Raw genomic sequence first — 12,774 nt, 5'->3', positions numbered from 1 at the left:
CTGTATTGCACTATTATCCTTTCACCATGCCCATCACCCACTTGCTTTACCTGCACGGTTTTCGCTCATCGCCCGCTTCCAACAAGGCGCGCCTGATGGCAGCCACAGTGGCCAGTCGCCACCCCGATGTGGTCTGGTGGTGCCCGGCGCTGGCGGCATCGCCCCGGCAGGCGATGGCCGAGGTGCTGCAGGGTATTGCCGATTGGCCCAGGGACAGCATGGCGGTGGTGGGCTCATCACTTGGCGGTTTTTATGCCACCTGGCTGGCCGAGCGCCTGGGTTGCAAGGCGGTGCTGCTCAATCCGGCGGTGCACCCGGCGCGCGACCTGACCGCTTACGTTGGTGACAACGCGCTGTGGCACGACCCGGCGCAAAGCTTTTACTTTGATCCAGCGTTTGTCGATGAGCTTTTGGCGCAGGAAGTGGCCAGTATCAGCCGCCCGCAGCGCTACTTTGCGGTGATCGCCCGCGGCGACGAGGTGCTGGACTGGCGAGAAATGACGGGCCATTACCCCGGCGCCGCCATCAAGCTGCTGCCGGCTGGCGACCATGCCCTGAGCGACTTTGAGCAGCATCTGGATGAGATCCTGGACTTTCTGGCGTTGCTTTGAATGCGCCCAAGGCGCGGCACGGCGGCTCAGTCCTCGAGCACGCGCAGTGACCAGGGTGTTTTTTGCCAGGCCACGCATTCCTCGTTGAGCAAATAGGCCGACTGGGGGAACAAGCGGGCCCAGTCGCTGTCCATCGTCAAAACAAATTGGCGAATATTTTTAGCGTCCTGATGCAGGCGGATGCCGGCGATCTCCGGGTCGCGGCGGGCATGGCAAAGGACCACGGCCAGGCGCAACACCATCAGCTGCTGGATGAGCGTCTGGTCTTCAAAATCGGCCTCGAGCTTGCGCAGTTTGCCGCGGTGCCCCAACACCAGCAGGCTGAGTTTGTGCAGTTCGGTCAGTGCAAAGCCCAGGGCGTCGGTGTTGTCCAGAATATAGGCGCCGTGCTTGTGGTAGTCGCTGTGTGAAATGTGGCTGCCAATTTCGTGGAGTTGCGCCGCCCAGGTGAGTTTTCGGCTGATTCTCTCGTTCACCGCTCCCCGGGTGATTTGCTGGAGCAGCGCATTGGCGATCAGGCCCACGCGCTTGCCATGCGCCGGGTCTGCGCCAAACTTGGCCGCCAGGCGCGCCACGGAATGGTCGCGCAAATCAGTGTGCTGCTGGCCAGCTCCCAGCATGTCCTGCAGCAGGCCATGGCGCAGGCCGCCACTCGCCACTTCCAGGCGCTTGATGCCGAGCAACTCAAACAACGCCCGCAGCACGCTCAAACCACCCCCAATGATGGGCTTGCGGTCATCGCGCATGCCGGCCAGGCGCAGCCGGTCGGCACTGAGCGCCGCCAGCAGTTTTTCTTGCAACCAGTCCAGGCCTTCGCTGGTGACCGATCCCGCCGGCCAGCCTGCCGCCACCAGCACATCGACCACGGCATTGATGGTGCCCGCCGAGCCATAGGCCACGTCCCATTGGTCGGGTGCGTACAGGGTCAGGGCTTCGTCGAGCACCGCCGTGGCGGCAATTTCGGCAATTTGAAAGGCGCGTTTGGTAAACAGGCCGTCGGCAAAATAGCGCATCGACCAGGCGATGCTGCCCACCCGGTACGACTCCATCTGGATGGGCTCGAGCCCCTGGCCCAGAATGATCTCGGTCGAGCGACCGCCAATGTCAATCACCAGGCGTCGCTCCGGGGTGCGCGGCAGGGCCTGGGCGACTCCCTGGTAGATCAGCCGGGCTTCCTCGCGCCCTGAGATGACATCAATCGGGAAACCCAGTTGTTGCGTGCCGGTGGCCAGAAACTCGTCGCGGTTGCGGGCCTCGCGCAGGGTTTGCGTGGCCACAGCCCGCACTTCTGCTTCGGCAAACCCTGCCAGGCGCTCGCCAAAGCGTGCCAAACAGTCCCAGCCGCGTTGCATGGCTTGCGGTGTCAGGTTGCGGTTGTCATCCAGGCCGTTGCCCTGGCGCACGGTCTCCTTGAGGTATTCGGTGCGGTAGAACTGGCCGTGTTCAACACGGCCAATTTCCAGCCGGAAGCTGTTTGAACCCAGGTCAACAGCCGCCAGGCGAGTCGTAGTTTGCATGGTCGTGGTAATTTCTTATTCGAGCCGCCAGCATAGCATCAGAAACAGGGCAGTTGCTTAATTCCAGGCCCTCAGTGCGCGAAGCAGCGGTCGTTTTTTGGCCTGGTGGCCGCCCATTCGCTTCAGGATATCGTCGAGCGTGCGAATCGCGTGGGTAATGTAGGGGCCCTTGTTGAGCATGACACACTCGGCGCGCACCCCCAGACCGGCGTCAGAAATTTCGGCCCGCGACGGCAAGCCGGTTTTGGCCATAAATTCCAGTACCTGGGTCGCCCAGATCACGGGCATGTGGGCGGCCTCCGCGCACCAAAGGATCTCCTCCTGCACTTCCGCCAACCGCTCGTAGCCGCATTCGACCGCCAGGTCGCCGCGGGCGATCATGACGCCGGACACCTTGGCTTCCATGGCCGACAGCATCAGTTCCGGCAGGTTTTCAAAGCCTTGCAGGGTTTCAATTTTGAGCACAATCCCCATGTCCTCCCGGCCCAACCGCTGCAGGTGGCCACGCAGCAGGTCGATGTCGGCAGCTTGCTGGACAAATGACAGGCCGACCATGTCCGCCTCGGTGGCAACCGTGGTCAGGTCGAGCAGGTCCTTGTCGCTGAGCGCTGGCAGTTTCAACTGGCTGTCGGGCAGGTTGATGCCCTTGTCACCGGTGAGCTTTTCACCATCCGGGCGCGCCTGGGTGATTTCAACATCAAGCCAGGCTTTGGTCTTGTGGCGAATCACGCCGCCAATGCGGCCATCGTCAAACCAGATGCGTTCCCCCACCTTGACCTGATCAATCACCTGGGGCAGGGTGACCGCCACCTGCAGCGAACCCTGCCGGGGTTCATCGGCGTCTTCCTCGATGAGGCCGGCCTGGCCCGCGGCTTCCTTGGTCAGGCGCAACATGTCGCCACGTTGCAGGAACAAGTTGCCAGGCTGGCTGTCAATCTGGCAGACCAGTGTGGTGTGCTTTTTCTTGGCGCTGCCCCCGCCAAGGGTCAGAATCGACTCTGGCGTCAGGTAAGCGGTTTGCAGGCATTCGGCGACGGCGCCTTTTTCATCGTTTTGCACCACCAGCAGGTGGCGCTTGGCACCCCGGGCATCCGAGAATTCAATACTGCTGCCAACTTTCAGGCGCGCCAGCCAGACGCCCCAAACGCCAACGCTGGCATCCACATCAGGCACCATTTCGGTGCTGTCGATGGGGCGAAGGTGCAGGCGGGCAGGGCGGAAAACACGACCGAATTCATCTTTGCCAGGCTTCAATTTCAGCACGGCCGGGCGCGCGGCAAGCTCACCCGTCCTGATTTTCGGGCCGCCAAGGTCCATCAGCAGTTTGACTGGGCGATGTGCCGCTTTGGCGGCGCGACGCACGTTGGCTGCCATGAGCTGCCAGTCTGCGGCGCTGTCATGCGCACAATTGACCCTGGCAATGTCCATGCCCGCATCGACCAGGTCCTGAACCATGTTGAAATCAGCGGCGGCCTCGGAGGGCAGGGTGACCATGATGCGAACCGACCGGCCGGCCGGCGCATGGCCCAGCAATTTGAGGGTGTGCTTTTTGAGCAGTTCCTGGCTGCTCACGCTGCCAGCGGGCTCTTCTGCAGACTTGTCCTGCCAGGGCTGGCCCGTCAGCCGGTGCAACAAGCCGAGCACTTTGTCGAGGCTGGCCAGCACATGGGATTCGGAGCGTCCCAGGGACGACAAACCAAGCCGGGCAAGCTGCTCCTGCAGCGGGCGCATGTCGACACTGCGCAGGGCCAGGTAGTGAACCAGGTTGCGGGCACTTTGCCGGTACTCGGGCAACACCTTTTCAAGCTCCTCATGGCGCGCCTTCTCCCGCTCCAGCATGGACTGGCGCAACGCCCACAGTTGTTTGATGAGCTTGATGCAAATCTCGAAATCCTGCGGGTTGCCTCCACCGGCGGGGGGCGTCATGTCAGGGCTTGGTGCGGAAACAGGGGGGTGGTCGTGGTTACTCATGGCACGTTTATAGCGGTTGATCATGACAAAGTCATGAAAAAGTCATGAAAAGGTCATGGTTCAGGGCGCGCGACCCGAGCGGCGGCATCAACGCCGCATCAACAAGCGGGAGCGCTGCAAACGAATCAGTTCCAGCACGCCCCAGAGCAGGCAGGATGGGACTGCCAGGAGGCGAAAGAAATTAGCTTTATGTCGCATGGTGGGGCGCCTGTCAAAGGTGTTTTCAGATCAAGGACCGTAACTTGTGCAAATGACAAGCTTGTGTCAGTGCGCCAATCCTTTGGCGTCATCATCGTGTCACTGTTTTGTCACCCAATCACTTTATGCTGCGCCACCATGTTGACATTTCCATCTGTTCGTTTGCCAGGCTGCTGTGACCGCACTTGAATTGCCCGAGCTTGAGGCGCTGGAACGCATCATCGAACTGGGTGCCGGCTTGCTTGAGCACCGGGTGGTGTGCCAGGTGCGGCTGGCCAACGGCGGGGCTTACCCGGTGCATGTGGTGACGCTGGGTAACCCGGACAACAAGGTTCCTGCAGTCGGTTATTTTGGCGGTGTTCATGGTCTGGAGCGTATCGGCGCAGAGGTGGTGATCGCGTATTTGCACAGTCTTGTCATGCGGCTGCAGTGGGACAGCAGCCTGCATCGGCAATTGGAGACCGTTCGCCTGGTGTTCATGCCGATTGTCAATCCTGGCGGTATGGCGCTGGGCACGCGTGCCAATCCGAACGGCGTTGACCTGATGCGCAACGCGCCCGTCGAAGCCAGTGAGCCGGTGCCTTTTTTGGTGGGCGGACAACGCATCAGTGCCGGTTTGCCCTGGTACCGTGGTGCCAGGGAAGACCCCATGGAGCCTGAAAACCAGGCGGTTTGCGATGTGGTGGCCGCTGAGTTGTTCAGCCGCGATTTCAGTCTGTCGGTGGACTGCCATTCCGGCTTTGGCGCCAGGGACCGCATCTGGTTTCCATTTGCGCACAAACGCGCGCCGATTGCCCATTTGGCAGAAATGCAGGCGTTGAAGAACATTTTTGTCCAGTCGCACAGCCACCATCGCTACGTGATCGAGCCGCAAAGTCTTCAGTACCTGGCCCACGGCGACTTGTGGGACCATTTGTACCTGCAATCTTGCACGCAACCGCAACGCGTGTTTTTGCCCCTGACGCTGGAGATGGGGTCCTGGCTGTGGGTCAAGAAAAATCCGCGCCAGTTGTTTTCACGGCACGGCATGTTCAACCCCTTGATCGAGCACCGCCAGCAGCGCGTGTTGCGACAACACCATTTGCTGCTGGACTTTTTGTCACGCGCGGCCTGCGGCCACCCTCTTTGGCTGCCAACGCCAGAAAACCGGGCACAACATCATGCACAAGCCCTGCAAGACTGGTACTAGGCAACCATGACAAGCTGGATTTTTTTGCGTGGCCTGACGCGCGAAGCCCGTCACTGGGGTGATTTTGCGGGTCAGTTCCAGCAGGCATGGCCCGATCAAGCCGTGGTGACACTGGACCTGGCGGGCAATGGTCTGCTGAATCACCGCACCAGTGCCTGCCGGGTGGAGGACATGGTGGCAGACTGTCGCCAGCAACTCGCCATGCGCGATATTGAGCCACCACACCACCTGCTGGCCATGTCGCTCGGCGCCATGGTGGCAGTAGCCTGGGCACAGTTGCACCCGAAAGAAATTGCGGCTCAGGTGCTCATCAATACCAGCATGCGCCCCTTCAACCCCTTTTACCAACGCCTTCTGCCGGCAAACTATGTTGCGCTGCTGCGCCTGATCTTGACGGGTGCAGCGCCCCCCGTCTGGGAGCGTGCCATTTTGCAAATGACCAGCAATCGCGGCGATGAATCTGTGTTGCCTCAATGGGTGAGATTGCGCCGCGCCAATCCGGTTTTGGGGCTTAACGCGCTGCGCCAATTGCTGGCGGCGGCCCGGTTTCACGCACCCGTCGACTCGCCCGTCACGCCCACTTTGCTGCTGGCAGGCGCACAGGACCATCTGGTTTCGGTGGCCTGCTCCCGGGCCTTGGCCAGGCAATGGCAATGCGCCTTGCGCGTTCACCCGGACGCGGGTCACGATATCCCGCTGGACGACGGCCCCTGGGTTGCCCGGCAGGTGCGAGAATGGTTTTTGGCATAACGTTAAAGATTGGCATGGCATGAAGTCACATCCCCGCAGCTCCGCGCCCCAAGAGGTTGAACTCAAGCTGTGCCTGCCCGGTGCCGACCCGGCAGCACTGGCAAAGCGCCTTGCCCATGCGCCTTTGCTGGCGCGGCGCAAGCCGTCGTGCCTGTCTTTGTACAACATTTATTTTGATACGCCCGACCAGTTGCTGCGCCAGCAAGGGGCTGTTCTGCGGCTGCGCCGGGTCGGCGGTGACGCCAATCCGCAGTGGCTGCAAACGCTGAAAACAGCGGCCAGTGAGGCATCGGCCTTGAGCCGGCGCGGCGAATGGGAGACCGCTGTTGCGGGCCAGGCGCTGGAGCGGGCTGCGCTTCAGGGCACGCACTGGTCTGAGATCGATGCCGACGGCAGCTTGTTTGAGCGACTGGTGCCAAGCTTTGTGACCCGTTTTGAGCGCACCCTGTGGCTGGTGCGCAGGCGTGATGGCAGTGTGGTCGAAGTGGCGCTGGATATCGGACAGGTCGAAGCCGGCGGCAGGCAGTCCCCCATTTGTGAACTCGAACTTGAATTGAAAGCGGGCCTGCCCTCGGCGCTGTTTGAGATTGCCCGGGAAATGGCGCGCACCCTGGCGGTGTTGCCCGCCAACCTGAGCAAGGCCCAGCGCGGCTTTTTGCTGGCGCAAGCCGCCCTCCACTTGCCGCAACGCGCCCAGACCCCCAAACTCGATGTGCGTTTGACCAGGCCTGAATTGGCGCAAGTCTTGCTGCGCGAAATGTTTGCCCAGTTCACCCTAAACCTCGACGCGCTTCGCACTTCGGATGACCCGGAGGTGGTGCACCAGGCCCGCGTTGGCTGGCGGCGCTTCAAATCAGCTTTGCGTCTTTTCCGCAAGACGCTGGCTGCAGCAGAAATACCCGCCTGGGCCGAACTGCAAACGCTGCTGACCAACCTGGGCGAGATGCGCAACCTTGATGTGGCCATTACCGAGACACTGCCCTCCCTTTCGAGCAGCTATGTCGAGCAGGACGCACAACGCGCGCAAGACTGGCAGACCTTGATGGCGGCACTGACCCACACCGCCAGTCTGCAGCGTCAGGCGTTGCGGCGCGCCTTGCAGGAGCCGCGCGTCGGGCTGTGCCTGCTGGCCCTGACCGAATGGCTGGAGAACCTGTCTGCCGTGCCAAAAACCGGGCCAGGGCGCAAGGGAGAACTGCGCGACTGGGCCAAAGGCCAGATTGTGCGACTGCACAAGCGGCTGGAAGCGGCCCAAATGAACGCCCACAGCGCGCAAGAGCAGCACCGGGTGCGCATTCTTGCCAAACGCCTGCGTTATGCGGTCGAAGCCCTGCGCCAGCTGTTGCCCAAACGACTTGCCAAGGCCTGCGGTGAACAGGCGCTCAGGCTCCAAACCAGCCTGGGGCTGGCCCGTGATGTTGCACAGGCCGGCGCGCTGGTGGCCGGCAATGCGCTGGATCCCGCCATTGCGGCGTTTCTGCGCGGCGTTGCCGTGGGCTCAAGCCAGTCTGGCCGGCAGTGACAGCGGCATGAACCGTTCGCCATTTCTGCTGATGGTGATCAGCCTGCGCCTGAGTCGCTTGGCGGTCCATGCTGTGGGCGCATTTGCGGTGGCCTGTGTTTACCCTTCGCTAAGTTCGCCCGCGCAGCGCCGCTTCGTGGGTTGGTGGTCGCATGGACTGCTCAAGCTGTTGCGGGTGCAGCATCACGTCAGTGGCCAGCCGGGGGCAACCAATTCAGCCGCCTGTCTTATGGTGGCCAACCATGTTTCCTGGCTCGATATTTTTGCGCTCAACGTGCGCACGCCAGCCCGCTTTGTCGCCAAGTCCGAGGTCAAGAGTTGGCCAGCGGTGGGATGGCTGGTGCAACGCGCGGGAACCTTGTTCATTCGGCGCGCGGTGCGCAGTGACACGGTGCACGTGAATGCGCGCATGGCTTGCCTGTTGCAGCAGGGCAGTGCGGTGGCGCTGTTTGCGCAGGGAACCTCCACCACGGCTGAACAAGCCGTGCAGTTTCACGCACCCCTGCTGCAATGCGCGGTTGCCGCGGGTGCGCAGGTTCAGCCGATCGCCATTTTTTACCACGACAAGCAGGGTGCCCGGCACGATGCGGCTGCCTTTGTTGAAGACACCACCCTGATGCAGTCGCTGTGGAAAATTATTTGCACCCCGGGCATCCAGGTCACCGTGACCTACCTGCCACCCATTGACGCCAACGGGCGAGACCGGCGAGTGCTTGCGCAAATGACGCAGCACGCTGTCAACGCCGCATTGGCCCGGCATCTCCAGGCCTGAATCGCGTCATCAAATTGCCACGAAATCGCCACATGCACGTCATGTGGCACGGTCACCATTGGGCTTCAACCAAAGGAGAAAAACATGAAAGAACTGCCCAACCCGACTTTTGCCCTGTCCCCATTGTCCTTGCCCAGGGGGTTGCTTCACCGACCCGCTGTGTACTTCCAGGGCACCAGCCAGCCCAAGGCGCCGCAAGCTGAGCGCGGTGCTCTGCTGGTTTCGTGGGCCAAGCACCAGGACGAAGTGCGCCAGGTCCAGCGCCTGAGGCACGATGTTTTTGCCAAAGAGATGGGCGCCCGCCTGAACACGCCCCTGGCCGGCCACGACATTGATTTATTTGACAACTACTGCGAGCATCTGCTGGTGCGCGATGAAGCCACCCGCGAAGTGGTGGGCACCTACCGGCTGCTCACGCCGGCCCAAGCCAAGCGCGTGGGCAGCACCTACAGCGACCTTGAATTTGACCTGACACGCCTGCGCAGCCTGCGTGAACGCATGGTTGAGCTGGGTCGCAGCTGCGTGCATCCGGACTACCGCCATGGCGGGGTCATCATGGCGCTGTGGGGCGCGCTGGCGGAATTCATGGTGCGCAACAAGCTTGACACCATGATTGGCTGCGCCAGCATCCCCATGCTGCACAACGGTGTGATCAGCGGCGACGTGGCGGCCAGCATCTGGCAGCAACTCAAGACCACGCATATGGCGCCCATTGAGCACCATGTGCGGCCGCGCCTGCCGCTGCCGGTGGAGCAACTCGACAGCAGCCTGGTGGTTGAGCCGCCGGCCCTGATCAAGGGTTATTTGCGCCTGGGCGCCAAAATATTGGGGGCACCGGCTTGGGACCCTGACTTCAACACCGCAGATTTGCCCATGATGATGCGCATCAACGACCTGCCGCCACGTTACCGCAAGCATTTTCTGGGCAAATAAGGCCAGCCGATTCGCCCTGTGACCGGGGCGTCAGAGCACTTCTGGCGACTGCACGGTGACGATCAGGGTTTGCAGCAGTGCCTCGCGCTGGCGGTCGCGCAGCCACCAGACCGAACCCTTCTTGACCGAGCATTCAGTCACGTTCAATCCAATCAACTGGGCAATGGTTTGCCCCAGCGTGGGTTGATGCCCCACCACCAGCACGCATCCCCTGGCGTCCGGCCATTGCACCAGTTCAAGCAACTGCGCCACCGTTCCGTCCGGCGCCAGCTCGGGCCGGATCTTGAATTTGCGTCCCAATGCGGTGGCGGTCTGCTCGGTGCGGCGCGCCGGGCTCACCAAAACACGGGTGTTGTCAGGCAACTGCCGGTCCAGCCAGGCGGCCATGCGCGCCGCCTGCTTTTCGCCGCGCGAGGTCAGGCGCCGGGCCATGTCATCACAGCCCGGCGTCCATTCCTGCGCTTCGGCGTGGCGCCACAAAATAAGATCCATGGTGCAAAAATGTAACGTGAAAATATGAAAGTTTAAAGACAGGCCTGGTCTGCCCGCAGCGCTGCCGCCCGCCCGCGCTGCATGTTCACTGGAATCAGCAGCAAAAGGCCCAGCACAAACAGCACCGAGGTGCTCAGGATGGCGGTGCGCTGGTCGCCACCGGTGGCCCAGGTGATGACGCCGTAGCTCAAGGGGCCGACAATGCTGGCCAGACGGATGGCAAAGGTCCACAGGCCATAAAACTCGGCAATCTGGCGCTGCGGTGCAAACAGGCCTGCCATGGCGCGTCCGGCCGACTGGCTGCTGCCCATGCACAGGCCGGCAATCACCGCGGCGTACCAGAAATCACCTTTGGTGGTGGCCAGGGCGGCAATCACGCAGGTGGCAATCCAGCCCAGCAGCGTGCTGGCCAGCGCAATCTTGTGGCCGATGCGGTCCTGCACATAACCCCACGAAAACGCCCCCGCCGCAGCCGCAATGTTGAGCACAAAAATCAGCACCATGGTTTCCTGCTGCGCAAAGCCGATCACCTGTTCGGCATAAATGGCGGCCAGCGCGATCGCCACCGCCACGCCAGCCTGGTAACACACAGCGCACACCAGCAGCCACATGAAATCCCTGAACTGGCGGGCCTGGTGAAAGGTGTGTTGCAACTGCTGCAAAGACGCCCTGAAGCCGCCTTGCGCCAGCGCCGCCGGGTTGGGCTGCGCCCGCTCCTTGAGCAGGGCAAAGGTGACCAGCGCAGCCGTGCCATAGATGGCCGCCGTGATCAGCATGGTGACCGGCACAAACTGCGAGGCGCTCTGGCCCTGGCCCTGTGCCCACAGCACATAGGCCAGGCAAAGCCCGAGCGCCAGCATGCCGCCAAAGTAGCCAAAACTCCAGCCCCAACCGCTGACCTTGCCCAAAGAATCGGCACGCGCCAGTTCGGGCAAAAAAGCCGCCGTCATTGATTCACCCCAGGCATAAAACGTGTTGGACACCACGATCAGCACCACCGCCAATGCCACGCTGCCGGGCCCGGCCAGCGCCAGTGCCGCCGTGAAGACGACGCAGCCCATGGTGAAAATGGCCAGCAGGCGTTTTTTGGCCGCGCGCAGGTCGGCGTAGGCGCCCAGGCTGGGCATGGTGAGCATCACGATGGCATGCGACACGCTCAGCGCCGCCGTCCAGGCCAACGTGGCCCAGGGCGCGCCCCCGGCCACACCACCCACAAAATAAGCGGCAAACACCGCGGTGATCACCACTGTGGTGTAGCCCGAGTTGGCAAAGTCGTACATGGCCCAGCCAAAGACCTCGCGCTTGCGCACACCGGGGTTCAGGTCATCCTGTGAAAACAAAGCCATGTGTTCCTTTCATCAGTTGGGGTCAGAGCGCGTCGCCACGCGAGTGGTCCGGCCCGCAATGTCTCAAATTCATTGGGCTCCGCCAATTGTTACCAGCCAGGCCTTCAATTCGGCAAACACCCGGGCTCTGACGCGGGGCTGCGACAGCACCAGGTCGTGCATGCCGTCTTCAATGCCCACCAGCGTGACCTGCGACCCAAGGCTGCGCGCCAGACGTTGAATGTCGGCCACATTCAACACCACGTCAGTGCGCATGGCATCATCGCACCACTGCGTGGGCCGACTGCTGCGTTGGGCACACATCACCAAAACCGGGCATTCAATCGACAGCCCCCGGGCAACCTCGGCATGGGCGCGGTGAATGGACCGGAACCAGCCGGCAAATATCGGGAACCCGGCAACGGGTTTCCAATCGGTGTTGTAGCGCCATTCGCCATGGTGGTCCGCATGCAGACTCTGACCGTAGATGGAGGCTGTGGCGGGTATCTTCAGCTGCGCAAACCATCTGCCCAGGGCGGCCAACAGGGGCTCCAGAAAGCGCTGTTGCCAGGCGGGCAGGTTCATGTCCAGAAAAGGACTGTTCAGGAACACGGCACTCACCGCCGAGCGCAATGGTCCGCGGTGCGCGTACAGGGCCGCCACCAGCCCCCCGGTGGAATGGCCATTGAGCAGCAGCCAGTCAATATCTTCTGCAGTGCGCAACACGTTCACAGCCGCATCAACGTCCTGCAGGTACTCGTCAATGTCGCTGGTGTGGTTGGGTAGCTGGTGCCCGCGCAAGGACCTGCCGTGGCGGCGCAGGTCGAGCGCATAAAAATGCAGCCCGGCCTGGTTGTAAAAGTCGGCCAGATGGGTCTGAAAAAAGTAATCCACATAGCCGTGAACATACAAAACCGCCTTTGAATCGGCGCTGTTGCAGCGTCGCCGCACCAGCACGGCGTCTGCCGGACCATCTGCAGCAGTCAGTCCCGTCAGGGTGGTTTGCTCAAAGCCAGCCAGCACATCAGGCGTCCAGCTTGTTTGTTGCATTGGCGTCCCGGAATAAGTAACAAGGCGGGTATGTTAACAAGGGGCTGCGCTGGGCAGTCCCCCTGTCCCGCTTGGCAGGGAACCTATTTGAGCGATCAGTTCAGCAGCTTGCCCAGATTCATCAAGTGAACTTCGCCACTGTTGTCATCGACCCCATCGTTGTCGTTGACGATGATCACATCGCCGTTGGCCAGAAGCGCCGAGCCTTCAATCTTTTCCACCACAGGACCCGCCGGGCCGCGCAGATCAGCCATCAGGTCGCGCACCAGAATTTTGCTCAGGGTTGCGCCATCAGCTTTGCCGGTGAGGTCGATGCGGTACAGGCGTTTGATGCGGGCATCCGGGCCACCCTGGTTGTCACGCTCGATCACCAGGAATTTGTTGTTGCCCAAAGCCGTGATGTCCGACAGGCCCACCCAGCCACCATTGGGGGATGCGACCGGG

Annotated in this window: 12 protein-coding genes; 6 read left to right on the top strand and 6 right to left on the bottom strand. The window is 61.9% G+C overall.

Annotated elements, in window-relative coordinates; translation table 11 throughout:
- Positions 1-26: 26 nt before the first annotated feature.
- Positions 27-611 carry a YqiA/YcfP family alpha/beta fold hydrolase gene (locus GPS82_RS10735; RefSeq protein ID WP_296494422.1) on the top strand — a complete coding sequence of 195 codons (585 nt, stop codon included), beginning with the start codon at positions 27-29 and terminating at the stop codon, positions 609-611.
- A 26-nt stretch (positions 612-637) separates the two neighbouring features.
- Here the strand turns inward: GPS82_RS10735 and GPS82_RS10730 are convergent, their stop codons facing one another.
- Entirely contained in the window at positions 638-2,128 is a 1,491-nt protein-coding gene (locus GPS82_RS10730) for a Ppx/GppA phosphatase family protein (RefSeq protein ID WP_296494420.1), read from the bottom strand.
- 57 nt (positions 2,129-2,185) lie between these two features.
- Positions 2,186-4,054 (bottom strand): pyruvate kinase, encoded by a 1,869-nt coding sequence (locus GPS82_RS10725; RefSeq protein ID WP_296494418.1) that lies wholly within the window; start codon positions 4,052-4,054, stop codon positions 2,186-2,188.
- 418 nt (positions 4,055-4,472) lie between these two features.
- Between GPS82_RS10725 and GPS82_RS10720 the strand changes: the two genes are divergently transcribed.
- The 5 genes from GPS82_RS10720 to GPS82_RS10700 all read left to right on the top strand — a co-directional run bounded on the left by GPS82_RS10720 (position 4,473) and on the right by GPS82_RS10700 (position 9,463).
- Positions 4,473-5,486, top strand: coding sequence for a M14 family zinc carboxypeptidase (locus GPS82_RS10720; protein ID WP_296494416.1), 1,014 nt, complete (start codon positions 4,473-4,475; stop codon positions 5,484-5,486).
- A 6-nt stretch (positions 5,487-5,492) separates the two neighbouring features.
- On the top strand, positions 5,493-6,236 hold the full coding sequence (locus GPS82_RS10715; RefSeq protein ID WP_296494414.1) for an alpha/beta hydrolase: 744 nt from the start codon (positions 5,493-5,495) through the stop codon (positions 6,234-6,236).
- 19 nt (positions 6,237-6,255) lie between these two features.
- The gene (locus tag GPS82_RS10710; protein WP_296494412.1) at positions 6,256-7,758 is read left to right on the top strand and encodes a CYTH and CHAD domain-containing protein; all 1,503 of its coding nucleotides are present in this window, start codon (positions 6,256-6,258) and stop codon (positions 7,756-7,758) included.
- Between the two features lie 7 nt (positions 7,759-7,765).
- Positions 7,766-8,530: a lysophospholipid acyltransferase family protein gene (locus GPS82_RS10705; RefSeq protein WP_296494408.1), complete on the top strand. Its 765-nt coding sequence runs from the start codon at positions 7,766-7,768 to the stop codon at positions 8,528-8,530.
- A gap of 84 nt (positions 8,531-8,614) precedes the next feature.
- Entirely contained in the window at positions 8,615-9,463 is an 849-nt protein-coding gene (locus GPS82_RS10700) for a GNAT family N-acyltransferase (RefSeq protein WP_296494406.1), read from the top strand.
- Between the two features lie 30 nt (positions 9,464-9,493).
- Here GPS82_RS10700 and sixA read toward each other — a convergent pair whose 3' ends face one another.
- The 4 genes from sixA to GPS82_RS10680 form a co-directional block, all read right to left on the bottom strand.
- A complete protein-coding gene (gene sixA / locus GPS82_RS10695) occupies positions 9,494-9,955 on the bottom strand; it encodes a phosphohistidine phosphatase SixA (protein WP_296494405.1) in 462 nt (153 codons plus the stop codon).
- 32 nt (positions 9,956-9,987) lie between these two features.
- Positions 9,988-11,301, bottom strand: a complete 1,314-nt coding sequence (locus GPS82_RS10690) for an MFS transporter (RefSeq protein ID WP_296494403.1) — start codon at positions 11,299-11,301, stop codon at positions 9,988-9,990.
- Between the two features lie 69 nt (positions 11,302-11,370).
- The gene (locus tag GPS82_RS10685; RefSeq protein ID WP_296494401.1) at positions 11,371-12,330 is read right to left on the bottom strand and encodes an alpha/beta hydrolase; all 960 of its coding nucleotides are present in this window, start codon (positions 12,328-12,330) and stop codon (positions 11,371-11,373) included.
- 95 nt (positions 12,331-12,425) lie between these two features.
- Positions 12,426-12,774 (bottom strand): esterase-like activity of phytase family protein (locus GPS82_RS10680; RefSeq protein WP_296494399.1); only part of this gene is annotated, 349 nt, incomplete at its 5' end.

This window comes from Rhodoferax sp., assembly GCF_011391645.1.
Taxonomy (GTDB): domain Bacteria; phylum Pseudomonadota; class Gammaproteobacteria; order Burkholderiales; family Burkholderiaceae_C; genus Rhodoferax.
The sequence above is the reverse complement of the archived record's forward strand: the minus strand, read 5'-3'. Positions and strand labels throughout refer to the sequence as shown.

What these genes read in the sequence shown, in the direction of transcription:
- GPS82_RS10715 (WP_296494414.1), top strand. Translation starts at nt 5,493, where the DNA reads ATGACAAGCTGGATTTTTTTGCGTGGCCTGACGCGCGAAGCCCGTCAC.
- sixA (WP_296494405.1), bottom strand. Translation starts at nt 9,955, where the DNA reads ATGGATCTTATTTTGTGGCGCCACGCCGAAGCGCAGGAATGGACGCCG.
- GPS82_RS10725 (WP_296494418.1), bottom strand. Translation starts at nt 4,054, where the DNA reads ATGACGCCCCCCGCCGGTGGAGGCAACCCGCAGGATTTCGAGATTTGC.
- GPS82_RS10710 (WP_296494412.1), top strand. Translation starts at nt 6,256, where the DNA reads ATGAAGTCACATCCCCGCAGCTCCGCGCCCCAAGAGGTTGAACTCAAG.
- GPS82_RS10690 (WP_296494403.1), bottom strand. Translation starts at nt 11,301, where the DNA reads ATGGCTTTGTTTTCACAGGATGACCTGAACCCCGGTGTGCGCAAGCGC.
- GPS82_RS10735 (WP_296494422.1), top strand. Translation starts at nt 27, where the DNA reads ATGCCCATCACCCACTTGCTTTACCTGCACGGTTTTCGCTCATCGCCC.
- GPS82_RS10730 (WP_296494420.1), bottom strand. Translation starts at nt 2,128, where the DNA reads ATGCAAACTACGACTCGCCTGGCGGCTGTTGACCTGGGTTCAAACAGC.
- GPS82_RS10700 (WP_296494406.1), top strand. Translation starts at nt 8,615, where the DNA reads ATGAAAGAACTGCCCAACCCGACTTTTGCCCTGTCCCCATTGTCCTTG.
- GPS82_RS10685 (WP_296494401.1), bottom strand. Translation starts at nt 12,330, where the DNA reads ATGCAACAAACAAGCTGGACGCCTGATGTGCTGGCTGGCTTTGAGCAA.
- GPS82_RS10705 (WP_296494408.1), top strand. Translation starts at nt 7,766, where the DNA reads ATGAACCGTTCGCCATTTCTGCTGATGGTGATCAGCCTGCGCCTGAGT.